This window comes from Vibrio sp. E14, from assembly GCF_020515785.1.
In the GTDB taxonomy this organism is placed as follows: domain Bacteria; phylum Pseudomonadota; class Gammaproteobacteria; order Enterobacterales; family Vibrionaceae; genus Vibrio; species Vibrio diabolicus.
This window is the reverse complement of sequence record NZ_JAHPJI010000001.1, coordinates 99745-124843: the sequence shown is the minus strand read 5'-3', so window position 1 is coordinate 124843 and position 25099 is coordinate 99745. Positions and strand designations below refer to the sequence as shown.

At 45.4% G+C, this 25099-nt stretch carries 23 protein-coding genes; 10 read left to right on the top strand and 13 right to left on the bottom strand.

Going from position 1 to position 25099, the window contains the following annotated elements:
• The first annotated feature begins 129 nt into the window (after nucleotides 1–129).
• Together LIX84_RS00565 and LIX84_RS00560 are read left to right on the top strand one after the other, a co-directional pair.
• A complete protein-coding gene (locus LIX84_RS00565) occupies nucleotides 130–396 on the top strand; it encodes a putative hemolysin (protein ID WP_226420347.1) in 267 nt (88 codons plus the stop codon).
• Between the two features lie 249 nt (nucleotides 397–645).
• Complete coding sequence (locus LIX84_RS00560; RefSeq protein ID WP_226420346.1) at nucleotides 646–1302, top strand: hypothetical protein; 657 nt, start codon at nucleotides 646–648, stop codon at nucleotides 1300–1302.
• On the opposite strand, the gene LIX84_RS00555 is transcribed toward LIX84_RS00560, so the two are convergent.
• Nucleotides 1292–2134, bottom strand: a complete 843-nt coding sequence (locus LIX84_RS00555) for a YdcF family protein (RefSeq protein WP_226420345.1) — start codon at nucleotides 2132–2134, stop codon at nucleotides 1292–1294. The genes LIX84_RS00560 and LIX84_RS00555 overlap by 11 nt on opposite strands.
• Before the next feature lie 131 nt (nucleotides 2135–2265).
• Here LIX84_RS00555 and LIX84_RS00550 point away from each other — a divergent pair, with 131 nt between their 5' ends.
• Nucleotides 2266–3636, top strand: a complete 1371-nt coding sequence (locus tag LIX84_RS00550) for an L-serine ammonia-lyase (protein WP_226420344.1) — start codon at nucleotides 2266–2268, stop codon at nucleotides 3634–3636.
• A gap of 333 nt (nucleotides 3637–3969) precedes the next feature.
• Complete coding sequence (locus LIX84_RS00545) at nucleotides 3970–5466, top strand: peptide MFS transporter (protein WP_226420343.1); 1497 nt, start codon at nucleotides 3970–3972, stop codon at nucleotides 5464–5466.
• A 77-nt stretch (nucleotides 5467–5543) separates the two neighbouring features.
• Here LIX84_RS00545 and LIX84_RS00540 read toward each other — a convergent pair whose 3' ends face one another.
• On the bottom strand, nucleotides 5544–5780 hold the full coding sequence (locus LIX84_RS00540; protein ID WP_226420342.1) for a hypothetical protein: 237 nt from the start codon (nucleotides 5778–5780) through the stop codon (nucleotides 5544–5546).
• Between the two features lie 256 nt (nucleotides 5781–6036).
• Between LIX84_RS00540 and LIX84_RS00535 the strand changes: the two genes are divergently transcribed.
• Entirely contained in the window at nucleotides 6037–6912 is an 876-nt protein-coding gene (locus tag LIX84_RS00535; RefSeq protein ID WP_104972261.1) for a LysR family transcriptional regulator, read from the top strand.
• On the opposite strand, the gene LIX84_RS00530 is transcribed toward LIX84_RS00535, so the two are convergent.
• From LIX84_RS00530 to LIX84_RS00505, 6 genes are all read right to left on the bottom strand, one after another.
• Nucleotides 6909–7682 carry a phosphotransferase enzyme family protein gene (locus LIX84_RS00530; RefSeq protein WP_226420341.1) on the bottom strand — a complete coding sequence of 258 codons (774 nt, stop codon included), beginning with the start codon at nucleotides 7680–7682 and terminating at the stop codon, nucleotides 6909–6911. The genes LIX84_RS00535 and LIX84_RS00530 overlap by 4 nt on opposite strands.
• A gap of 161 nt (nucleotides 7683–7843) precedes the next feature.
• Entirely contained in the window at nucleotides 7844–8713 is an 870-nt protein-coding gene (locus LIX84_RS00525) for a LysR substrate-binding domain-containing protein (RefSeq protein WP_226420340.1), read from the bottom strand.
• A gap of 136 nt (nucleotides 8714–8849) precedes the next feature.
• On the bottom strand, nucleotides 8850–9830 hold the full coding sequence (locus tag LIX84_RS00520; protein ID WP_226420339.1) for an OmpA family protein: 981 nt from the start codon (nucleotides 9828–9830) through the stop codon (nucleotides 8850–8852).
• Between the two features lie 457 nt (nucleotides 9831–10287).
• Nucleotides 10288–11412 (bottom strand): M14 family metallopeptidase, encoded by a 1125-nt coding sequence (locus LIX84_RS00515; protein ID WP_005395332.1) that lies wholly within the window; start codon nucleotides 11410–11412, stop codon nucleotides 10288–10290.
• Between the two features lie 113 nt (nucleotides 11413–11525).
• On the bottom strand, nucleotides 11526–12926 hold the full coding sequence (locus tag LIX84_RS00510; RefSeq protein ID WP_226420338.1) for an FAD-dependent oxidoreductase: 1401 nt from the start codon (nucleotides 12924–12926) through the stop codon (nucleotides 11526–11528).
• A gap of 217 nt (nucleotides 12927–13143) precedes the next feature.
• Nucleotides 13144–13503 (bottom strand): DUF3316 domain-containing protein, encoded by a 360-nt coding sequence (locus LIX84_RS00505; protein ID WP_226420337.1) that lies wholly within the window; start codon nucleotides 13501–13503, stop codon nucleotides 13144–13146.
• Nucleotides 13504–13927: 424 nt separating this feature from the next.
• On the opposite strand from LIX84_RS00505, the gene LIX84_RS00500 reads away from it, so the two are divergent.
• Complete coding sequence (locus tag LIX84_RS00500) at nucleotides 13928–14836, top strand: VirK/YbjX family protein (protein ID WP_226420336.1); 909 nt, start codon at nucleotides 13928–13930, stop codon at nucleotides 14834–14836.
• A 51-nt stretch (nucleotides 14837–14887) separates the two neighbouring features.
• Nucleotides 14888–15439 (top strand): porin family protein, encoded by a 552-nt coding sequence (locus tag LIX84_RS00495; RefSeq protein WP_226420335.1) that lies wholly within the window; start codon nucleotides 14888–14890, stop codon nucleotides 15437–15439.
• Between the two features lie 47 nt (nucleotides 15440–15486).
• Here LIX84_RS00495 and LIX84_RS00490 read toward each other — a convergent pair whose 3' ends face one another.
• From LIX84_RS00490 to LIX84_RS00470, 5 genes are all read right to left on the bottom strand, one after another.
• Entirely contained in the window at nucleotides 15487–16395 is a 909-nt protein-coding gene (locus LIX84_RS00490; protein WP_085343331.1) for an EamA family transporter, read from the bottom strand.
• 131 nt (nucleotides 16396–16526) lie between these two features.
• Entirely contained in the window at nucleotides 16527–17228 is a 702-nt protein-coding gene (gene phnR, locus LIX84_RS00485) for a phosphonate utilization transcriptional regulator PhnR (RefSeq protein WP_053808131.1), read from the bottom strand.
• A gap of 9 nt (nucleotides 17229–17237) precedes the next feature.
• Complete coding sequence (locus LIX84_RS00480) at nucleotides 17238–18962, bottom strand: putative 2-aminoethylphosphonate ABC transporter permease subunit (RefSeq protein WP_226420334.1); 1725 nt, start codon at nucleotides 18960–18962, stop codon at nucleotides 17238–17240.
• A gap of 8 nt (nucleotides 18963–18970) precedes the next feature.
• A complete protein-coding gene (locus LIX84_RS00475; protein WP_226420333.1) occupies nucleotides 18971–20077 on the bottom strand; it encodes a putative 2-aminoethylphosphonate ABC transporter ATP-binding protein in 1107 nt (368 codons plus the stop codon).
• A gap of 325 nt (nucleotides 20078–20402) precedes the next feature.
• Nucleotides 20403–21413, bottom strand: a complete 1011-nt coding sequence (locus LIX84_RS00470; protein ID WP_226420332.1) for a putative 2-aminoethylphosphonate ABC transporter substrate-binding protein — start codon at nucleotides 21411–21413, stop codon at nucleotides 20403–20405.
• Between the two features lie 266 nt (nucleotides 21414–21679).
• On the opposite strand from LIX84_RS00470, the gene phnW reads away from it, so the two are divergent.
• From phnW to phnX, 3 genes are all read left to right on the top strand, one after another.
• Nucleotides 21680–22783, top strand: a complete 1104-nt coding sequence (gene phnW, locus LIX84_RS00465; RefSeq protein WP_226420331.1) for a 2-aminoethylphosphonate--pyruvate transaminase — start codon at nucleotides 21680–21682, stop codon at nucleotides 22781–22783.
• A 26-nt stretch (nucleotides 22784–22809) separates the two neighbouring features.
• On the top strand, nucleotides 22810–24189 hold the full coding sequence (locus LIX84_RS00460) for an aspartate aminotransferase family protein (protein ID WP_226420330.1): 1380 nt from the start codon (nucleotides 22810–22812) through the stop codon (nucleotides 24187–24189).
• An 89-nt stretch (nucleotides 24190–24278) separates the two neighbouring features.
• Complete coding sequence (gene phnX, locus LIX84_RS00455; RefSeq protein ID WP_226420329.1) at nucleotides 24279–25094, top strand: phosphonoacetaldehyde hydrolase; 816 nt, start codon at nucleotides 24279–24281, stop codon at nucleotides 25092–25094.
• The last annotated feature ends 5 nt before the right edge of the window (nucleotides 25095–25099 follow it).

Genomic DNA, 25099 nt, shown 5'->3' with positions numbered 1-25099 from the left:
TAACCAGTAAAAGATGAGAATATCTAAATTCTTATACGTCCCTCTTACTTTTAACATCGATAAGACAATAATCTCTGAAAGTTGCCTATAATCAATACAATACTCGCCCACCCCATGCGGAGATAAAGAATGAAAAAGACAAATTTAATGATGGCTATGGCTGCAACGTTGGTACTGGCTGGTTGTTCAACTTACGAAGGTGCCACTCGCTCGACTGAGTATGCCTCCGTCGCAAATCCTGCAGCCGTTTACTGTGTTCAGCAAGGTGGTGAGTTGGATACCGTTTCGGAAAATGGCGAACGTGTGACTTACTGCGTACTGTCTGACGATAATCGTGTCGAGCAATGGGAATACTATCGCGACAATCATAAAGAAAGTGAGAGTGGCGACTACTAAATTTTTTTGTCGACACGTCAGATTCCCTCTATCACTTAGGAGCCTTTAGGCTCCTTTTTTATTTGATTTATCAAAACTTTCTCACTTCATTTTTACATACCTCTGACTTTACCGCACATCGATACTATATCGAACAGTGTTCTATTCTTGACATTCCTCTGACATAACTTTCCACTTGGACAATAAAATTCCAAACACAGATCACACTAATTCACATTTCTTCCACATTTTCTGGAACAGGTGAGCAAGATGAAAACACAAATAGTAAAAGAAGCCGAGTCAGCCCCAAGCAACGTTGTTACTGAAGAGTCAAAGCGCATCATTTATAAATCGAGTTTAAGCGTATTGATGATTGTCGCTATCAGTATTCTCGTTAACCTCAGTCTTCGCCTTGATTATGTCGTGTTGGGTTCAAGCCTTGGTGAGCTTTCCATAACAGAAACACTCCAACTTGTGATGCTCGCGATTGCGTCATGGTCATTTTTCAGCCTATCTAAACAACAGCCTCAGCTAAAGCATGCGGCCATTTTGATTGCCGGCTTTTTCGCGGTGCTCATTATTCGTGAAACAGACTATTGGACAGACATGATTCGTCATGGTTCTTGGGTTTTCCCTGCGCTAGCTGTAACCGCACTGGCTTGCGCCAAAGCTTACCAAGGTGGTAAAGGTACCATGAACGAAATGGCGACCATCTTAACGGTTCCCCACATGAAACTGTTAATTGGTGCGGTGATGCTATTGTTGGTCTTCTCTCGCTTGTATGGCATGGGCAGTTTTTGGCAACAAGTGATGGACGAGAACTACATCCGTGATGTTAAAAATATTTCGGAAGAAGGCATGGAACTCCTTTGCTACTGTTTGATCGCATTGAGCGCAGTCCGCACAAAACGCGAACTTAATGAATAGACTCAGGATCCAAGCGGCGGTTCAATGCAGTTAATATCGGATGAACGATCCTTAACGCTTGTTCCGCAGCTCCTACAGATTCATCCAAGGCCGTCATTTCGATGGCCTTTTTCATATCTTCAATCTGTTGCAAACTATCTTTATCGAGTGGTAAAGCGAGCAATTGCTGAATGGCATGTCTCGCGATCATAAGCGGCTTCTTTCGGACAACCGATAAGTCTCGTAAAAACGCTCCCTGCTTGACCCCTTCTAAATAAACTCGGTAAGTCGTGAGTTCATCCAGTAATAAAAATGCCGCCGCCACAGGCCCTTTATGTGGGTATGGTACGCTGATATGTTTGTTGATATCCAAGGGTAAGTTGAGAGTAACGCCCATGGAGGCGCATTCAGATTTTAGTACTCGTAATAATCCCTGCTCATCCATCAAGGTTTGGATTTCTATGATTCGCTCAAGGTGGTAGTCATTCGACAACAAGGTGACCTCAACCGGACGCGCTGACCATAACTGGAACAAACCACTATCACACAAAACGCGAGAAGCGTAACGCATGTTCTGAAACGTATTCAAAGAGCGATTTTCTAAAAGTACTTGATGTTCAGGGAACGAATGCACAGCGGCCGCATTTAGAGATTTAAAATAACTGTACATTGCATCTGCTTCAGAAATGCGTTGACCTTGCGTTAATCCACCACAAAAAATAATCGCCGTTCGCTCTGTCGGCAATGACGCAATCACATTAGATAACGCTTCGACTCTTGTTACCCCCTCAACGGTCAATCTGCTATTGACGAGGCGTTTACCTAAAACGATGACCACATTGTGTAACTTCATTTCAAAATCTCGCGCTTAGTTGGCAGTGTTACAAAAATCTTCTTTCACTCCCGGCCTACAGGCTTTAACATCTAGTTAACAACACTGTTCTAGAGACCTTTATAAAGGTTCACTGCTAAAGGAAGTCAATTATGCTGTCGATTTTCGATATATTTAAGATTGGTGTTGGGCCTTCTAGCTCCCACACTAATGGTCCTATGCTTGCCGGATTCCATTTCACTCAACTAGTTAGCGACTCTATGGCGAAAGTGCATCGGGTGCAAGTGGACCTTTATGGCTCATTATCGCTCACTGGTAGAGGGCACCACACAGACCGAGCCACTGTCCTTGGTTTGATGGGAAATAAACCCGATACCATCAAAATGAGTAGCGCTAAAAGTGCGCTACAAAATACTATAGACAACAACACGCTGCTGCTCGCTGGTACGCACCAGATTGAGTTTAGCTACGACCATGACATCGTCTTTCATAGTGACAACCTTCCCCTGCATGAAAACGGAATGACGATTACTGCACTAGACGCTGCGGGAGACCAAGTGGCGTTTGAAATTTATTATTCCATCGGAGGCGGATTCATCGCCACCGCTGACGAACTAGAAAACGGCACGCAACAAGATGAAATCGCGGTACCATTTCCTTTCACATCAGCGGATGAGATGCTGGAAAAAGCCGAGACTAACGGTTTTAGTTTGGGAGGTATGATTCTACAAAACGAACTGGCATTCCGCTCAGATGAAGAAATTAGCCAAAGAGCAGAACAAATTTGGAAAGTGATGTCGCTCTGCATGCAACGTGGTTTCGATACGGAAGGGATTTTAGAAGGTGGTCTCAATGTCACTCGTCGTGCACCAAACCTTTTGAAGAAGCTCGAAGCCAACGCTGCAGTTGAGAATGATCCAATGGAGATCATGGATTGGATTAACCTCTTTGCCTTTGCGGTTAGCGAAGAAAATGCAGCTGGCGGACAAGTCGTTACTTCTCCAACTAATGGCGCTGCGGGGGTGATTCCGGCGGTATTGATGTACTACCATCGCTTCATCAAAGAGCTTGATATTAAACAGCTGAAAGATTTTCTTGCAGTCGCTGGCGCTATCGGCATCTTATACAAAACTAACGCGTCAATTTCCGGCGCCGAAGTGGGTTGTCAGGGAGAGGTCGGGGTTTCTTCATCCATGGCAGCCGCTGGTTTAACGGCGCTCAGAGGCGGCAGTAACGAGCAGATTTGTATTGCTGCGGAAATTGCGATGGAGCATTCATTAGGAATGACTTGTGACCCGATCGGCGGCTTGGTTCAAGTGCCTTGCATTGAAAGAAATGCCATGGGCGCAATGAAAGCCATTAACGCCTCACGTATGGCATTAAAGCGCACGAGCAAATGCCTTATTTCATTAGATAAAGTTATCGAAACCATGTATCAAACTGGTAAAGATATGAACAAAAAATACCGTGAAACTTCCTTAGGTGGCTTGGCCGTCATTCATATGGCACCGCCATGCGAATAGTCAAATAAGCCCGCTATATCATTGCTGGCGATGCACTTCGTCAGCAATTTCCTTTCTCGCAAGACCTCTTTTTATTTGCCAGTAATCCTATAAAACCCCATTAGCCCCAATCAGTAATAAATACAACAAAATTAAACAAAAACAGAATTAAGCACTGCTTTATTCAAATTGATCTAGAACAACACATTAGCATTTAGCCAACTAAGCATTAGAAAATATAGTGCACCATTTCCACATTATGCGACAATTATTTCAATACTCAATCTTTCGTTTCATTACTATTTAATAGAAATAACAATACCTACCTTTCTCCGCTAATGTGAGTACAAAATTATGTGGAATAAACTCAATAAATCCATGATGTTCTGCCAAATGATGTTTGGCTTATCATTTTACGGTGTATTAGTAAGTCTAACTCGATTTTTTCTAGAGGATCTAAATTACAACGAAGCCGATACGATGATGATCGTTGGTGCTTTTTCGGCGATCGGACCACTTTTCGCGATCGCGGGCGGCTTTATTGCAGATAAGTTTTTAGGCGCTTATCGCTCACTTTCTATCGCATATTTCGCTTTTGCATCCGGTTACGTATTACTCGTGTTGGGGGCTTCTGCTTCTAACGTTCCACTTTCAATGTGTGGTATTGCGCTCGCCAGTTATGGCCGCGGCCTGATGTCACCCTCTTACCCTAGCCTCTATAAACGAACGTTCAAATCACAAGAAGATTTTGAAAAAGGATATCCAATCAATTATTCAGTGAATAATGTTGGCGCCTTTTTAGGTCAATATTTGTTCCCAATGATTGTCCTTGTGAGCGGCTTTAATGGCGGTTTTACCATCTCTGCTGTTATGGCAGCAGCGGCATTGATCATGCTATTGGTATTCCGCAAAGATCTTGTTGGCGTAGCCTCTGAGCTTGATCAAAAAACCGTAAGTTTAAAAAACTGGGTACTTTTTGCATTGATTTCATTGGCAATGATCGCGTTGGTATTTTTCATGTTTTCAAACATGGATATTGGCCAAAATATCGTATACGCCATCGGAGGGGCGGCGATCACATACTTCATATCTCTGATGTTTAAAGCAAGCAAAGCTGAGTCTTTGAAGATGGGGACCATCTTAATTGTGACCTTGCTGACAACCTGTTTCTTTGTTTACTACGGACAAATGATGACCTCGATGAACATGGTTGCTATCAACACATTAAAAGGCTCTCTATTTGGTTTTATTCCGCTCGAACCAGAAGCAGCAATGGCAATGAACCCGCTTTGGTGTATGGTTGGTGGTCCTATCGTAGCTGGCTTTTTTGGGTTGCTGGAAAAGCGCGATATCTACCTCTCTACCGCGACAAAAATAGCCTTGGCATTTGTACTGACCGCGATAGCGTTTGGTATATTGACGTTTGCCGTGACTACCGTGGGTGAAGATGTCGTGATCATGCCAGAAATCTTTCTCGCTATTCACTTCTTCCAGGCGATTGCAGAAGTCATCGTGGGTTCGATGGTCGTAGCGTTTATTCTTTCCGTCGCGCCGAAGCACATCGAAAACTTCTCTGTGAGCCTATTTTCTGTTGCAATCGCATTAAGCGGTATTATTGGTGCTGCATTCTCAACCTCTATCGCGTTAGAGAAAGGACAGACCATCACACAAGACATTGTACAAAACGTATATGGTGATTATTTCCAATTACTCACTGTCCTTGCTGTCGTGATGGTCGCTATCGCAATGGCAGCGTCACTCATTATTCGCAAGATGCTTGATGCGGCGAAAGAAAGCGATACTCAAGCGCAACCAGTCGAGATCGAAGCTGGGGTTGAAGTTCAAAGCTGAGTTTGATGATTTACCTATCTCAAAATATAAAAAATGCCGCGATATTCGCGGCATTTTCTTAACAACAACATGTTCGATTAATCACATCGACCACGAAGTTCAATTTTTTGTGTAGCAGCATCCGTTCGGATGATTACTCCGCCATAGGCCGTTTCATTTCGACCTTTCAGCGTCAGCTGAGAGTCTGCTCGCTCGACGTCGACCTGATTTTTCGTAGCCATCGTCATATCAATCGTGCCCGTGTATGACCCATCGCCAGCTAATGCTATGTTTGTTGAGCAAACCATCAAACCAAGTGCGATTAATTTTTTCATACGTCACCTCTGTTTTTGTTCTTACTTTCTTTCGACGAAAAAACTGTAACAACAGAAACGTGTTCATACGAGGAAAGTCATCATTTACCAAATGGAAATCCAAACCACTAAATTGATTTGACCAAGCCTATTTGCTGTCCACCGTCGCCTTCAATAAACCATAAGATACGACAGCATGCTTAAATTGACCGAACGTTGTCTTTTATTCAGAAATTCAGAGATATGATTTCTCGGCAGAAGATAAATGAGACGATGTATGAGCATTAATCTGGACATTCAAAACATATTGGTACTAAAACGGATGTATGAGTTACGTAGCGTCCGATTGGTGGCAGATTCACTCGGAAAGACATCAGGTTCAATCAGCAAAAACCTGACAAAAATGAAAGCGCAGCTCGATGATCCTTTGTTCATTCAGACTAAAAATGGCTTTGAACCGACCGCTTTTGTCGAAGCGAACATGCCACATTTTGAACAAATCCTCACCAGTATTGATTCCATCAAACCACAGAGTTTTTCACCCGCTCATTTTGACGGCTCGATCACTATTTATGCGAACACATTGTTTTGGGATTACTTTGGTGACAAGTTTTACTTAGAATTACTAAAACACGCCCCAAAAGCAAAGTTCTCTTGTTTACGTTGGGGTAGCGACGCGAAAAAGCGATTAACTGAGGGTGAAAACGCTATTGCGATTCATTATTTTGATGAGGATCTTCCGCAGTCAATTATTCAAAACGAACTAGGTCGAGGAAAAGCCGTATTTTTTGTTCGAGATGAGCATCCCGCTCAACATTTCCAAGAGCTAGAAAACTACCCCTTTTTACTTTTCAAAACGCCGGGATGGAACGACTACCGATACCCGTTGTTGGAAAGGCTCAATCATATGGGGTTCAGAACCACACCTAAGGTAGAAATTGAACATCCTGCGATGATTCAAAAAGTGCTCCTACAAACGGATCATTTTGGTATAACCATGAGTGGACATGTGCCTAAGGGCTGCCGAAGTATCGCGCTTCCTGGCGGGTTAGAGCTTGATGTTCGCTACGTGATGAGCTGTCGTCGATCACAACAGCAAGCCCCGATAAACCAGTGGTTATTCAATGTCATTAAAGATATCACCCAGCCCTAACCTAAAAGTCCTAGGGTGATGACTTGTCTATGTTTTCTTAGGTACTCGATATCGTTGAGGTAAGCGGTATGATGGCAATCTTCTAGGTTCGCTTGAAACCTATCATCACCTTGAGCTGCGACCCCTCTCATATAATCAACTAACGCGGAGAGTCGATGTGTCATCACCTCCACCAGCTCTTCCCGTTCCAATCTCGAACACCCATAAGCGTCACAGAAGAGTTTTGCACGCTGAATTTGTTGCTCCAAATAGCCCATTTTATCGTGCTCATCGGTTTTAAATGGTGCCCAACCATAGACCGAAAAAGCGATATCCCAAACTCTTGGCGCCGGATGCGCCGTATCAAAATCAAACACACCAACGACAAACTCTCCACGGAGTGCCACGTTATATGGCATGAAATCACCATGACAAATCACCTCTTGTGGTGTTCGTGGTGGCAGCATCCAGTGCAGCGTTTCATTTTGATATTGCTTAAGGAAACCCTCAGATGCATCGTGCATATCGCGTAACATTTTTGCCGCAGATTGGAGCGCGGAAACAGAAGCAATGTTGCCAATCAATGGATAGTTGTAAGTCTCTCCTTCGACATAGCTAACCCACTCTTTTCCTTTTTCAATACCAACCGCTTTAGGGCATGCCGTAAAGCCTCGTGAATGAAGATAGGTAAGTAGCTGATGGATAGTCATCGTCCAATAACTGGCAGGACGAGATATCAAATTCCCTTTTCGATAGATGGCATTTTCTCTACCGCCTTGCATTGTTTCCATAACAGTATCCTGTGTGGATTAATCGCGCATCAGATAACGTAAAGCTAGATCATCATACACTCAAAGCTTTTAGAGAAGGTTGACTGACCCTATAAGAAACCGCGCATTTTGTTAGGTAAATCGCAAGAATAAGTACCGCTGTAAAAATAGACCGTAAAACATCAAAGGCTTTGTATTAACCATTGGGCAAAGGTGTTTACGTGTGACTTTTCTGATGCTCTAACCATCATATAGTGTGCGCCGGAGCTGGGCATACGCCAATCTCCGATTTGCACTAATATACCTTGTTGCAACTCATCCTCAACAAGAAAGTCTCTCACCAGCAATATACCAAGTTGATTGGTTGCAGCTTGAATAGCAAGCAATGAATGTTCAAATTCTGCTATCACTTTGCTCACCTTGCCTTGATAACCTTGGTACGCAAACCACACCTGCCAAGATTCATGATAACCGCCGGTGCAAATTTTAGGTGTTTGAGACAACTTCGTGAGGTCATCAATCGGATTTAACTGAATAAAGCCGGGGCTTGCTACAACGATCCAGTTTTCTTGGGTAAGCTGAATAGCTTGTTGTTCTTGCCAATCGCCATCTCCGTTAATAATTTCTATATCTGCGATCGCACTGGCGTTTGGAACCGTATTCGCGGTTGTCGAGATCTTAAAGGAAACATCTGGAAATTGACGCTGAAAATCGGCCAGCCTTGGCATTAGCCATTGCGAGCAAAAACTGTGGGCGACATGTAAGGTAATTTGCTTGTTCTGTGGGCGAGTAAATAAATGATGGGTCGAGGTTGATAAGGTTTGAAGCACATGGTTAACCACAGGCCAGTATTCTTTTGCTGAGCTGGTCAGCGTAAGGTGCGTACCCTTGCGCTCGAATAATGTTGCATTTAACTGCAGTTCTAGCGATTTCACCTGCTGACTGACGGCCGCACGGGTCACATTGAGCTCCTCTGCGGCTTTAGTGAAGCTCTGTAATCGCGCCGTGGCTTCAAACGCTCGGAGCAAATTAAGCGGCGGTAAACTTTGCATAACACTCTCCCAAATACTCAGTAGCCATGGTATGAACTGGTGATGACACATTGATGAAAGTGCTGACTTTGTTAAGCGGGTTCAAAAAAGCCAGCGTGATACACGCTGGCTTTTGGAACTGTCTCTTAAGCAGGAATTATTCTGCTTTCTCAGTGGTTTGGTATTCAAACGCAGGGACAACTACTTCAACACGACGGTTCATTTGACGACCTTGACGTGTTTCGTTGCTTGCTACTGGGTTAGCTTCACCCATGCCTTTCACTGTCATACGCTCAGCCGCAATACCTTTTGCTTGGAACTCGTCAGCAACGGCTTTCGCGCGTTTTTCTGTAAGTTGCTGGTTGTACGCAGCAGAACCCGTCGTATCACTGTAACCCGTAATCTCAACTTGAGCTTGTGGGTAAGTGTTCATCAGATCAACGGTACCAGAAAGGGTCGATGCATCTTTCACTTCTGCACTTTCTAGGTCGAATTGTACTGTCGCTGTTGTTTGAGCAGGGTAAACATGCTCAACAATGCGTGTTGCAGGGCGTGTTTCTACTACTTCCTCAACCACTTCTTCTTGAACTACTGGTTCAGAGCCGAACTTGTAGTTAAAACCAATACCGAAGAAATCTGAATCCATATCTTCAATCACGTCATCAGACATATCTTGGTAACGTTGGTATTCAGCACGTAGGCTCCAGTTGTAGTTGATTTGGTATTCAGCACCCAGAGAGCCAGTTGGTACGAAATCTTTCTCGTCACCAGCCATCATGTATGCAGCACCAACTTTCGCGAATAGATTCCAAGAATCCGTTAGTGGTAGGTTAAATTTAGGAGCAAGCGTCAATGCCCAAAGATCACCATCAACGGTGTTTAGGCCAGGCTTTTTGAAGTTTGCAGTGAAGTCACCAAGGTAATCAACACCATACTCTGCCGCAACGTACTTGTTGAAGCTGTAGCCTAAGTGCATAGATGCTGCAAAACTGTCGTCGTCACAAGGTTCGTTTAGGTAACACGCATCGTTTAGAGAGTTGTAACCTACTTTACCGCCCATGTAAGTGTCAGCAAGTGCAACGTTTGAGATCACACCACCAGCAAGTACAGTAGCCACTGCTATAGCGATTTTTTTCATTATTCTTTTCCTTTTTCTTGTACACAAAGCAACACATCGAGGCAGCATACTGCCGTAAAATATGAAGCCGTAACTTTCTCTTTTCTTCGAACAGAAATAGCTAAATAGCGTAGGAAAGAATCAAAAAATGATATTCAAACGCCAATGACGTAAAACGGAGAAAGATAACCTCAAGACCATCTATTCATGAGCTTCATCCGCATACCCAACCGAGAAATAAAGTCTCGTTGCGTTGGTTTAGCCATAGTCAATTCGTTGCGGAGAATATCACAAAATAGCCAGTTTTCTGTGACGCAAATCACCATAAAAACCCATTTTCTCAAATTTAAGAATCGACATTTAAGCCTGTGAATGGCAACAAATTTTTACAGGAGAGAATGGATATCGAAGGCATAAAAAAACAGCTCATTTGAAATGAGCTGTTTTCGAAATAATGAACAGTCGTGAACTTATCGAACTAGATTTTATCCGCCACGGTAAGCGTTGCAGCTAAGACATCTTGCCCAAATAATACACTGCGTTCTGGTGACCAACCATAAAGCGGATCTGGGTGATTGTTGTTGTCTTTAAATGGCATCTCGATCGTGTACGACAGGCATTTGAACTGCTCCGCGACCCAGTTTGAGCCTACCGTCAAATTCGCTTTACCCGGCTCATCTTTATCATAACCAATCTCATCTTGGAATTCAGGGGTAATAGTCAGTAGCGCTTGCTTAAATGATGCCTCTAAAGCGGCAAGATTTTCATCGTAAGAAGGAATACCTTCTGAGCCAGCGACGAAGTTATACGGTATCGCTTCATCTCCATGAATATCTAAAAACATGTCAACACCCGTTTCCAGCATGCGCTGACGCACAAGGTAGACTTCTGGGCTCTTTTCCATTGATGGCGTTTGCCATTCACGATTCAAGTTCACGCCTACCGCGTTCGTACGCAAGTGGCCGCGAATACCACCGTCTGGGTTCATGTTTGGTACCACGTAAAGCACTGCTTTTTCCAGTAATGCACGCGCAACCGTGTCATTTTCGTCCAGTAGACGTTGGATCATACCTTCCATGAACCATTCAGCCATGGTTTCACCCGGATGTTGGCGTGCAATCATCCAGATTTTCTTTTTGCCTTCTTCCGGCTCACCAAACGTTAGCAAGCTCATGTCATTGCCGTCTAATGTGTGGCCTAGTGTTTCTAGTTGGCAATGGTGCGCGCTTTGTGCCATGTGTAACAAGTCTAAATGACGATCGTATGTGTAAGGCGCAAAGTACGCGAAGTAAATTGAGCTACGCTCAGGGATAACAGTGAAAGTCAGCGTGTCGCCATCGAACTCTGCTGGTATACGGAACCATTCTTCACGGTCGTAAGACGCTACGACATCATAACCTTGCCACCCTTCTGGATAAGCCGACTTAGCCAAATCAAGCAGTTTGATCGTGTGCGACTGCTCGGCTTCGGTTTCTAGACGGAAATGGAACCACTGATAGAATTCCGACATATTGTCATTAGGGATTTTAAGTTGGATGTCATTTTTGTCGTCCGCTTTCACTACGTGAATGCTGCCGCTATCGAAGTTGCTGAATACTTTCATTATATTACTCACCTTTTAAATCTGAGCTTGAAAGACAGAGGCTAACACAAGGCTACATCGCCCCCCAATGACTTTCACTGCAAACTGTCTCGTTTGTGGCTAAAGTCTTCAGTTTAGTCGAGCTTATCCGCTTTGCCTGCTGGTCCTGCGAGTTTCGCTAGCCATTTATCCCAAACAAACGGATGTTTCTCATTGTCTTCCGCTTCCTCTTTTCGGCGAACAGCATTTCGTACCATCATTGCTCCCAGCCAACGTATTGGTTCTGGTGGAAAATACCCAAGCGGTCCTTGCGCTAAACCACTTCGCGTCCATTCGTTATCTAGCCCTAACACCAACGACGATAAAATTTTTCCACCCATTCGAGTTTGGGCAACGCCGTTACCTGAATAACCAAATCCGTAAAAGACATTACTTTGCTCATCCAATTGGCCAAAAAAAGGAAACCCAGTTGCGGAGCGATCCGAACCGCCAGTCCAAGAGTACTCAAATTCAGCCCCTTTTAAGCGAGGAAAAAGGTTGTCGAATGATTTTTTTAGTAGCGTTTGATAACGCGTCGGCTTGTTAAACATCGCGTCAACTTGGTTGTTGAAAGAGAACTGATTACCGCCTTTACCTAGCATCAAACGGCTATCTGGCGTATCTCGGTAATAATGTACGAAGATGCGTGAGTCCAACACACTCGAACCTGCTTGCCAACCAGATTGAGACAAAGTATCACCAAGCGGTTTGGTAATAACCATATCCGAAGACACCACAACAATACTGTTTTTGAACTGCTTAAATTGCTCAACCATCCATGCGTTCAATGCCAACACCACCTTATGTGCTTGAATTTTGCCTTCAGGAGTACAAACAGTCGCAGGTTCTCCATAATCTAGACGCGTCATTGGCGTGTTCTCATAAATTTCCACACCCAACTCAATAGCAACACGGCGTAACCCTCGTGCGAGTAAGGCGGGTTGTACGTTAGCAGCAACCGGAGAGTGATAGCCTTCAATATGGCGAGGTGAACCCGCATTGGCACGCAGTTCCTCCACCGAGCAACGACGCCAACTGTTCACATCTAGCCGTTGTAACTCGTCGACAACTGGCTGCATTCCACCTTTCTGAGTCTGATTGGTTGCGGTGTAATAAACCCCTTTTAACGATAATTGCGCATCGATATTGTATTGCTGACAAAAGTCGTCAATCTCCAACACCGCTTGTTCCGACTCTTTTACCAACCAAACAGCATGTTCTTCACCGAATAACCGTTTCAACGTCGGGAACTTGGTAGACCATGTCAGCATACAGCCGCCATTCGCGCCAGATGCCCCACTGCCACACAAGCCCTTTTCGATAACAACCACCTGTTTTTCAGGAGATTGCTGCTTAATCATAATCGCTGTCCAAAGTCCGGTGTAGCCACCACCGACAATAGCAATATCGGTATCAATATTTTGATGTAATGGTTGCGGCGTTTCTGGTTGCTCAGCTTCAATTGCCTTCTTGAACCAATATGAATGATGTGTCATCGGGTATCCTCGTTAGTGCGTTACATCCATTTCCGCAAACACTTTACAAACGATGAGCACAATCAACGAGCAAGAATATCTAACGCTGAGCGATAGCAAATGTTGCGCTGAGAGAGTGGAAGTTTCTGCTATCAATGAATACAAAAATGGGGAGCAGCGCTCCCCAAAACAAACAGCAAGGATATAAATTATCGGAAAATCGAGACCGTCTTACTGGTTAGTATTTACCGGTTTCACGCATGCGGTACTCGTATTGAACATTGAGAATAGGCTGGTATACAACTTGCCCGTCACTTTGCAAGAACTCATTCACCATGACTTTTGAGTCGGTGATAAAAAACGACTGGCGATCAACATACTCTGTAAGGCTTGTAAACTCGTCACGAAGCTGACCTGGTGATTTGCTTTGATAGTTCTGAATCATGTCACGACCCATTTCATAAGCCGCTTGTTTGCTATCCATAACATCACCATGGATCGTTTCGGTATCGTTTGTCCACTGATAGCCACCAGCAAAAACAACAGAAGGTGCAGCAGTCAGAGCAATCATACTTGCTAAAGTTATTAAGCGTTTCATAAACCTCTCCTTACTTACCTTTATATCGGGCCTAAATTGGCTCGATATTTATAAGGTACGTATAAAGACCAGAAACACGTCAAAATAATTTCAAATAACGTTCAATTCTTGTTCAACTCATTTCACTTTAACTTAGCAACACGGCATCATACTCTGCCAACACGAGCATTTTTCTACCTCGTAGTCACAACGTTCAAAGTGGCTTCCAAACTGACATTTCCTTACCAACCCATACAATACCTAAGGTCAATTTTCTCTTAGAATCCCAACAAAAGAACAGTGTTCAAAACCTTATATAAACGTCGGGCACAGCAAAACCTCCCCTTTTAGTAGTGCTTTGCATTTCCCCCTTTTTCGGGTTCTTCGCTGCTCGTCCGTCGGTTCTTAATTGTGGCTGTTGAGCACACGTTAATCTGGAGTGAAAATGACCGCGAACAAATCCATTTTTTACCATAGCAAATCAATTTACTCAGATGATTATGCTGATGTCTATAAGCCAATTTGGACCTATAGAGCTAAGTTCATCTTGCGCGCACTTTACTACAAACGAGCGTTTAAGCACCTGTCAGATAATATTGAATCGTCATTGCTAAAGATGCTTTGTGCACGTACGCACCGATTTTTAGAAAAACCGTTTCGTCCCTACATCATCAAAAATAACTCAGCGTTCGATCGTTCAAACCTAGTGGTTGATCACTACAAAACCATTTCAGAGCTGTTTTCTAAACAGACCATTGAAGAGATCTATACCGATTCGACAGGCTTAGCATTAACATCATTTGAAATCGACGAGACATTGTACTCTGTGCGATTGGTGTACGAAGCGCGTTACCAAAAAGAAGGCGACATGAGCCTAGTGCTACACAGCGCGGAGGATGGCAACTTCTATACGCTCTCATTTACTCTCGGCCACATAGAATCTGGACGCAGCATTATGATTGGCGGCTTGCAAGGGCCACGCAGCAGTGAAGAGAACAACGCGAAAATTAAAAAGTTAACTCGTAAACTTTACGGGCAAAGACCAAAAAGCTTGATGGTGAGTTTGCTTACTTTACTCGCGCAAATTTGGGAAGTGAATACGATTCTAGCGGTAAAAACACAATCCCATACTTATGCTGCACGACGCTACAGTAAAGGACGAATCAAAACGGATTACGATGCACTCTGGCAAGAGTTGGGCGGCACCGAATACAACCGTCATTTCTACTCACTCGATGTGAATGCCCCGCGTCGTGATATCGAAGGCATGTCGCGTTCTAAACGCTCGATGTATAGACGTCGTTACGAATGGTTAGACAATACCAAAGCGGAGTTCATGGCAAGGCTACGTTAACCCAACGCAGCACATGACGTTTTGTTTTTCATTTTATGATTCGGAGTTTTTATGTCTTACAAGTACGCCGTTGCATGCTTACTGTCCGCACTTTCCTTAACGGCTCATGCACAACCACCCCAACATGTTGTTGGAGCAAATTTAGGCTACGGTAATGTTAGTTACGATGTGAACAATAGCCATGATGAAGGTGACATGTTCCTTGGTGATGTATATTACCGTTACATGTTCGATCACAACTTTGGCATTGAAGCTGGCTATAAGGGCGCATTTAACGGCATTGGCTCCGTACTTATCAGTCCCTTAACAGAAATCACCGATGTCAGTTATGGCGGACCTCGACTCAGCGGTTACGCAAGTTACCCTCTGGGAGCTGGTTTTGAGCTTTACGGGAAAGGCGGTATCACTTACTACACGTTAAGTTATACATTTAAAAATAATGGTCAGAACAAAGAATATGATGAGTCCAGCCTTGGAGGCGAGGCCGCTGCTGGTGTCGCTTGGGCCTATAAACACTTTGGTTTGAACTTGGAGTACAACTACGCCAAGAATAGCGACTTTGATTCTGGCGGTGTGATGTTTGGTGCACAATTGCGATTTTAAAAATTTAGCTGTGCCAAGGCACCGAATCGACATCGGTGCCTTATACCTCAAGCAGGGCTCAATGACAGAATGATTCCGCTCAGGATCAACAGCACCCCGACGCCTCGCGTGAAATACCATTTTTCAGCCAACAACCACACGCCCATTAATAAACCAAATACAATGCTGATTTGTCGCAAAGCCACAACAAGGCTGACGTTATCAGTCATGGTCATCGCAAACAGCACCAAGCCGTAGGTTGATGCCATCATGATGCCAGCCATGCTCGCACTTTTGCGAATCATCCAAGCGGTTTGTAGTTCTTGCTGACTCCCCGAAACAATACACCACAATAAAACCGGTACTCCCATAACCCAAAACTGCACGCCTAGATAAAAAATCGCGCTATAGTGGTCGTTAAGAATGGTCGATGTTTGTTGAGTTAGCAGATTCAGTGCTTGCTTGTCCACAACGGAGTAACCCGTCGTGCCAAACGCCGCAATCAAGGCCCAAAACACACCAACATTCAGGTACTCCCCAAAAGTAATTTGACGAAAACTGGTCACTGGAACTAGGACACAACCTAAAGTAATAAGCAGGAAACCCAACCACTGCTGAGCGTTCAACTCATAACCTAAGGCGACGGTGAGTGCGCCCACCATCATTACAGGAAGTGCTCTCGCAATCGGATAAATCACTCCCACATCGGCGTGCTTGTAGGCCACGATCAAACCAACCAAATAGACGATTTGAGATAAACCACTGATAAACAGCATTCCCCAAAACACGTTGGGCAACGTCGCCCAGCCAATGTTAAAGAGATACCAAATAAGATAAGGCGTGAGCAGAAGGCAAGCAGATAAACTTGCCGCCATCGTAAACGCGAGCCCTGAACCAGCATTGCTTTTACCAAGAATATTCCAGCCAGCATGCATAACCGCAGACAATACAACGAGTGCGATTGCCAAGAGATCCATTCCGTTTTCCTGTTTATGATATTTAGATACCCACAAGGTGCTTGGGTACAACAAAGGCCCCAATATGGAGCCTTTGAATTTGAGATATAAATTGCTCGCTGCCAACTAGACAGATGCCCAGCAAACAGAGATTAATTCAGCTCCGCGACAGACTCGATGCTGATGGCATCATGACGCCAGTATTCGATGTCACAGTCAATCAACTCGCCATGTTGGTTGTAGTTGATACGTTCAACCACCATTGCAGGCGTACCAGACGTCGCGCGCAATGCCTGTGCCACCTCACCCAACAAAGTACTAGTCGAAATTCGGTAACGAATTTTTTGATACGTCACACCGTAGTGTTCACGATAAATGTCGGTTAACGAGTTTGATAAATCATAAGACAATAAGTTGGGAAATATGTCTGGTCGAATGTAGTTCGTGACATAAACCACCGGACGCTCTTCTAGGTAACGAACGCGGTCGACACGAAATACGTCTGAAAACGGCTGAAGGTCCAACAAACGAGCGGCCAATTTATTAGCCAAGGTGCCTTTTGCGGCTATCACTTCTGTTTTTGGCACGCGATTTTGCGCTTTTGCCATGTTTGGGAAGTTCAACGTTTGGGTTGGGTCGTAACGCAATGGCTCAGGTGAGATAAACCAACCTCGGCGATCTTCGCGATAGATTCGACCTTCTGCTTCCAGCAGTGATAAAGCTTCACGCAGAGTGACGCGTGTAGTATCGAACGACTCCGCCAACTTACGCTCTGCTGGCAGTTTTTGACGCGGCGATAGCATGCCCGCTTCAATCTGTTCAACAATCGAATCTTTAATTTTTACGTATTGCACGAAGTGTCCTTATCTTTTGCGCCAAGCTTGTGTGCGATTCTCTAACAATTTACCCAAAGTCATCTGAACAATCTTCGCAATTGCGGCAGCAATCATGATCATCACAGCCATTGCCGCTGCAGCGCCAGTTTGACCTGCATCGTCCATATTCAGAATCGAGACCGAAGCCGGAATCGTATCGGTTGAGTAAAGGAATACTACCGCAGAAGTGGTGGTCAATGCATTAACAAACAAGTAAGTCGCAATGTCCAAAACAGCAGGCATACAAACCGGTAATGTCACTTTAAAGAACAACTTGTATTGAGGAAGCTTCACCGATGCCGCCGTGGCTTCAATCTCCGATGGCAACTGCTTTAGCGCTGTCAGTGCTGTCATATGGCCCACGGTGTAGTAATGCACTACCGTGTTAATCACCAAGAATGCCATGGTGCCATAAAGCACGTTCAGAGGATTGTTCGCATCGTTGAAGTAAAAGATGTAACCCAAGCCAAGCACCATACCTGGAACCGCCATCGGCACCACGCTAAGCATTTGCATCACTTGACGAATTGGACCAAACGCACGCCCTTTCTCAATGCAGTAAGCACCGACAAAGATGATGGCAGTACCAATAACTGCCGTCCAACCTGCCAGCGTTAGTGAGTTGAAGAATGGGCTCCAACCGTAAGTGCTCATTTCAGCAAAGTTGTAGTTGTTTAGCGTCAGCGCTTTGTTCCAAGGCCAGAACGTAACTAACGAGCCATACACTGCCATGCCAAGCACAGCCAACACTGCGATAGAAATGATGCTGCAGTAAACCAAACAAATGCTGTCGCGCGCTTTGTTAGGTTCCGGCTGGTAAGGCACTGAACGTGTGTCGAACAAGCTCTTCTGCTTTTTCTGTACCCAGCGGTCTGCGCCGAATGCCATTACCGCAGGGAATAACAACATAATGCTGGTCACTGCACCCATAGCAAAGTTTTGTTGTCCCACAACTTGTTTGAAGATGTCAGTCGCCAGAACGTTGTAGCTGCCACCAATCACTTTCGGCACACCAAAGTCCGTGATAACCAGTGTAAAGACCACGATAAGCGTACTGATCAAACCGTATTTCGCCGCAGGTAACGTCACCATAAAGAAGGTTTTGATTGGTGAAGTTTTCAGTGCGCGGGCTGCTTCATACAAGCGGGCATCTGAAGTACGCAGCGAAGTGGTCAAAATCATCAATGCATGAGGGAAAGTCCAGAAAATCAAACCCATCGAAATACCAATCACCCCGTAAATCGAGTTTCCTAACAACATCTCTTTGGCAATGCCTTGATTACCGAAAAGGAAGATCAAACTGATCGCCGGCAACAACGAAGGCGCGAGGATCGGCGCGGTACCTAGGATTTGAAACAAATCTTTAAACGGCATGCATGAACGAGTCAGCGCGTAGGCATAACCAAACGCAAGCACACCCACTACCGAGGTCACTATTACGCCCAAAGTAAAAGTGTTGCCCACCGACACCCACAAGCTTGAAGAAGAAAAGTATGTCGCAAAGTTTGCCAATCCGACAAATTCGCCATTGGCATTTTGCACACTCTTGGTCAACATTGCCCAAAGCGGCATTAAGATGAACAGCACCATCATGGTCGACAAGCCAGCGAGCAAACCAAACAACACAAGGTTGTCGCGGCTAACACGTCCGAGTAGGGATTTTGCTTTGTCTTGTGTGGTTAGGCTATTCATCGTCATTGTCTTCGCATCCATGTTTACACCTACGCTGCTAGCGCTTTATCAACCGAGGGCACGGCGTAACCATGCAGCCCTTCTTCAGCAAACTGGATGTAACGTACATCGCCCGCCTTGATATTGAGTTTTTGAACCGTTTCCACAGGCACATCCACGACGATGGTTTTCGTTGAGCTGTCGTTTTGCAATACGCAATCAATGCGGAAAAACGCCCCTAGAAACTCGGTTGCCGTAACTCGCACTGGTAAAGAGTTGTTGTAGTTTTCAACGAACTTGATGCTTTCAGGACGCACCGCAAGGTCGAAGCGGTCACCACGTTGGATCTTACGATTGGTCAAGCTTGGCGCTGGCATCAAGGTTTCAGCAATGCGCACTTGGGAGTCCGTTGCAACTGAGGTTTCAATAAAGTTCATGCTGCCGACAAACTCAGCAACAAAGCGCGTGGCTGGTTGTTGGTAGATCTCTTGAGGAGTGCCGACTTGCTCAATCACACCATGGTTCATTACCACGATACGATCCGCCATCGACAACGCTTCATCCTGATCGTGCGTAACCATGATGGTGGTGATGCCCAGCTTGCGTTGCAGCTTACAAATCTCGTCACGTAAGTGAACACGTACTTTTGCATCCAGCGCTGACAGCGGCTCATCAAGTAGCAGTAGACCCGGAGACAACGCTAATGCGCGAGCAAGTGCCACACGCTGCTGTTGACCACCAGAAAGTTGGTTAGGGAATTTCTCGCCAGAGGTTGGAAGACCAATGGTTTCTAACCAGTAGTCCACCTTCTCTAGCGCTTCTTTGGTCGACATACCTTGGTTTTTCAAACCCACCGCAATGTTCTCTTGCACAGTTAGGTTTGGGAACAATGCATATGACTGGAATACGATACCGAAATCACGCTTCTCTGGTGGCAAGAATGTGGTCTCTTGACCGTTTTGAAAAATCGCACCAGACGTTGGCAAGTCTAAACCTGCAATAGCACGTAATAGAGTGGTTTTACCGCAGCCAGAAGGACCAAGAAAACAAACAAACTCGCCCTTTTCAATCGCTAGCGAGATTTTCTTTAATGCAGTGAACTGTCCGAATTGCTTCACGACATTTTCGATATTGAGATAAGGTTGGTTAGTTGACATAACACACGCTCCAAATGGTATATACCAACTTTAGTTTTGGAGTGTTACGTTCCAATGACAAATTTATAGCCAGAAGATGACAAATAGATGAAGGGCGATGAGGTTTGTTTAAGTGATAATTAGAGATTTCCGACTCACTCCTTCGTCGCTCTCGAGAATGACATCATGAGTGCGGATAGAAGCTCCCAACTTTCTTAAGTCCGTCGTTCCAGCGAACCTAGGTGAGACTAGGAATCTACTTTCAGCAAACTCTGAAATAACAGAGAAAACAAAAAATCCACCTCAACCGAGGTGGATTTCAGTATTCAACTCAAAGCAAATTCAATTAAGATTTTGGCTCTGATTTCGCGTCAAACTTCTCAGACCAAGCCGCTAGAATCTCTGCACGCTTGCTGCCCATTTGCGCAAAGTCCATCTTCGCCATGTTCTCTTGAACATTAGGGAAGTTAGACACAGTAGCTTTCACTTCTTTATGTGCAACCACTGGGTACATTTCTACGTAAAGCTCGTTTGCCGCTTTAGAGATTGACCAGTCGACAACACGTTTCGCTGCATCCGACTCTTTTACTAGACCAACGGCTTCTGATTCCCAACCGATGCCTTTTGGTGTGATCACCGCTAGTGGCGCGCCTTGTGTTTTCAACTTCGCGCCGCGGCTTGCCATCGAAATACCGATAGCCACTTCACCCATGCCCGCTTGAACACATGGCTTAGAGCCAGAGTGCGTGTAGTGTGCAATGTTCTTGTCTAGGTCACGCATGTAGTTCCATGCCTGATCTTCACCCATGTTTTGTAGCCAAGCAGAAACTTGCATGTAACCAGTGCCTGAAGAAGCTGGGTTAGGCATTGCAATATGACCTTTGTAAACCGGCTTTGTTAGGTCTTCCCAAGACGTTGGTTTCGGTAGGTTAAGTTGTTTCGCTACCGCTTCGTTAAAACAAACTGCGTTAAAGAACGCATCGTTACCGAACCAAGCTTGGTTTGATTGAGGGTCGTTTAGGTTCGCGTGCAGCTCTTCCAAACCTTTTGGTGCGTAAGGCTTAAGAAGACCTTCATCTTTAAGTAGTGCCATTGACGAGCCAGCAAGACCCCAAACCACTTCCGCTTGAGGGTTGTTCTTTTCTGCCAGCAATTTCGCCGTCATGATACCGGTGGAATCGCGAACCCACTTAATCTTGATATCTGGGTTATCTTTCTCAAACGCAGACTTGTATTTAGCAAGAATGTCAGTTTCGAAAGCGGTGTAAACCGTGACTTCCTGTGCTGCCATTGCATTCGTAGCTAGCAGAGAGACAAGTGCAGCCAGCGATCCTTTCATCAAACGGTTTTTCATCATTTTCTCCAGTTAATTTGGCTAAGTTTTCATTTGGTCTGTACCAATTAGCGATAACCACCCTACTGAGCCTTTGTGACGAAATCATGACCATTAAATGGCAGTTTTACGAAAATTTGCGATGAATAATCGTTCAATTGATGCGCCATTTTCTGGATATTAAAGTTTTATGAAATTGGAGATTCGCCTATTTACTGCCCTTTTCTTCCTCGCTAGAGTGAACTGGAAATTTGGTGTAGACCAATTAGCCTATTCTGACGGAAATCGAGATGAAAAACGAATACCTACTACTGACTCCAGGTCCTCTATCTACTTCTGAAACGGTACGTGAAGCCATGCTAAAAGACTGGTGTACTTGGGATGATGAATACAACAAAGACATTGTAGAAGTGATCCGCACTAAGCTTGTAAAACTGGCGACTCAACAAGACGGCTACACCAGCGTGCTCATGCAAGGTAGCGGCACCGCATCAGTAGAAGCGACGATTGGCAGCACCATTGGCAAAGATGGAAAACTGCTGGTAGTCGACAACGGTGCTTACGGTGCGCGTATCGCTCAGATCGCTGACTACCTAAATATTCCATGCCATGTAGTTTCCCCAGGCGAAACATCACAGCCACACTTGAACGAGGTGGAAACTGCATTGGCATCGGATACTGCTATCACACACGTGGCGATTGTTCACTGTGAGACAACCACTGGCATGCTTAACCCAATTGAAGAATTTGCTTCTGCAGCAAAAGCGCACGGCAAAGTGGTGATTCTGGATGCCATGTCAAGCTTTGGTGGCATTCCTATCGATATCGCTGAGCTAGGCATCGATTTTATGATCAGCTCTGCAAACAAATGTATTCAAGGCGTACCGGGCTTTGGCTTTGTGATTGCAAAACAAACTGAGCTCGAAAAGTGCAAAGGTCAAGCACGTTCTTTGAGCCTTGATCTTTACGACCAATGGCACTGCATGGAAGTGAATCACGGCAAATGGCGTTTCACGTCTCCTACGCACACGGTGCGCGCTTTCTACCAAGCATTGCTAGAGCTAGAACAAGAAGGCGGCATTGAGGCTCGTCATAACCGTTACCAAACTAACCAGAAAACACTGGTTGCAGGTATGCGCTCTTTGGGTTTCGAACCGCTACTGAATGATGAGCTTCACTCCCCAATCATCACTTCTTTCTACTCTCCGACGCACAGTGATTACCAATTCAAAGCGTTCTACACACGTTTGAAAGAGCAAGGTTTCGTGATTTATCCGGGTAAGGTATCGAACGCAGATTGCTTCCGTATCGGCAACATTGGTGAAGTTTACCCAGCAGATATCGAGCGCTTAATCGGTGCGATTGAAAAAGCAATGTACTGGCAAGTTGCTTAAAGCAGCCTTCTGATTGAGAGAGCGCTATGACTCAGAATATCAAACCGACCCATTTTCGTAGTGAAGGCGATGTCAACACGACACCGGCGCGCCAAGCTTGGAATGCGTCGATGGACGACGAACGCACGCAAGCATTATTGAAGCGCGATTCCGAGGTCTTTCTTCATCAAGCCATGTCGACGCCTTGCTTAGATACCTTGGAAGCAGCAGAGGGCATCTACATGCAAGATTCTACCGGTAAAAAGTACATGGATTTCCATGGCAATAACGTCCATCAGCTGGGCTACGGTCATCCGCATGTGATTAAACGTGTGCAAGAGCAAATTGCCAAACTGCCGTTTTCGCCACGTCGTTTTACCAACGAGACCGCGATTGAATGTGCCGAAAAACTCACGCAAATCTGTGGCGGCGAATTGAACCGCGTGCTGTTTGCTCCGGGTGGCACATCTGCAGTGGGCATGGCACTTAAACTAGCGCGCCACATCACGGGCAACTACAAGGTGGTCTCTCTGTGGGATTCCTTCCACGGCGCATCGTTGGATGCCATCTCTGTGGGCGGCGAAGCGTGTTTCCGCCAGGGCATGGGGCCATTAATGGCAGGTGTTGAGCGCATTCCACCAGCCGTATCTTACCGTGGCGCTTTCCCAGTTGCCGACGGTAGCGATGTGCATTATGCCGACTACCTTGAGTACGTGATTGAGAAAGAAGGCGGCGTGGGCGCGTTTATCGCAGAAGCAGTTCGTAATACCGACGTACAAGTGCCGAGCAAAGCCTACTGGAAACGCATCCGTGAAATCTGTGACAAACACAATGTCATGCTGATCATCGACGACATCCCGAATGGTATGGGTCGCAGCGGTGAATGGTTTACCTACCAAGCCTACGACATCGAGCCAGATATGCTCTGCATCGGTAAAGGCTTGGGCGGAGGCTTAGTGCCTATCGCAACCATGGTAACCAAAGACAAATACAACACTGCCGAGCAAATCTCCATGGGTCACTACACTCATGAGAAAAGCCCTATCGGTTGCGCTGCGGCACTGGCAACCATGGAAGCTATTGAGCAAGAAGGCTTGTTAGATAAGGCTAAAGCCGACAGCCAGTTTATGCGTGAAAAACTGCTAGAGATGAAAGCCAAGTACCCAGTGATTGGTGATGTGCGTGGCATCGGCATGTTGTGGGGCATTGAACTGGTCACCGACCACGAAAGCAAAGTACGCGCGTATGACGAAGCGGAAGCTGTGCTTTACCAATGCCTCAACAATGGTGTGAGCTTCAAGGTATCGCAAGGTAACGTGATTCAACTCAGCCCACCGCTGATCATCACTCGCGAGCAACTGACAGAAGCGTTGGCGATCTTCGAAGAAGCGATCGCCAAAGTGTGTAAAGACTTTAACTACTTTTAGGGTCAATAGACCTCAACAAAACCAATTTATCCTGAGCGCAGTTCCGACGTGTAGGCAAGCGCTCTGGCAAGCAAGAAAAAGGATTGAACATGAGCAACTCACCAATTCAAGCAGTGATCTTTGACTGGGCTGGCACTATCGTCGATTTCGGCTCTTTTGCGCCAACCAGTATCTTTGTGGAAGCGTTCAAACAAGGCTTTGATTTTGACATCGACCTTGAAGAAGCGCGTGAGCCAATGGGACTTGGTAAGTGGGACCACATCCAAGCAGTGGGTCGTATTCCTACTGTTGATAAGCGTTGGAATGAAAAGTTTGGTCGCTCAATGACCAGCGAAGACATCGACACTATCTACGCGGCATTTATGCCTCTGCAAAAAGCAAAAGTGGCAGACCACGCAGAACCAATCCTCAACGCAGTTGAAGTGGTAAACGGTCTGAAAGACAAAGGCATCAAGATCGGTTCTTGTTCTGGTTACCCTCGCGAAGTAATGGACGTATTGATTCCAGTTGCAGCGAACTACGGCTACCAACCAGATTATGTTGTCGCGACAGACGATCTGACACAAGGCGGTCGCCCTGCGCCGTTTATGGCACTGAAAAACGTGATTGAGCTTGGTGTAACCGACGTTAAAGCATGCGTCAAAGTGGACGACTCAGCACCAGGCATCTTTGAAGGTCACAATGCGGGCATGTGGACGGTGGGTCTGCTGCTTTCTGGTAACGAAGCGGGTCTGACATTTGAAGAATACCAAGCCGCAGACGAAGCAACCTTAGAGAAAGCTCGTGAAAAAGCACGCGCGAAGTTTATCAAGAGTGCACCTCACTACTTAATCGACACCATCTCCGATCTGCCAGAGGTGATCGTAGATATCGAACAACGCCTAGCCGCGGGCGAACGTCCGTAGTTTTC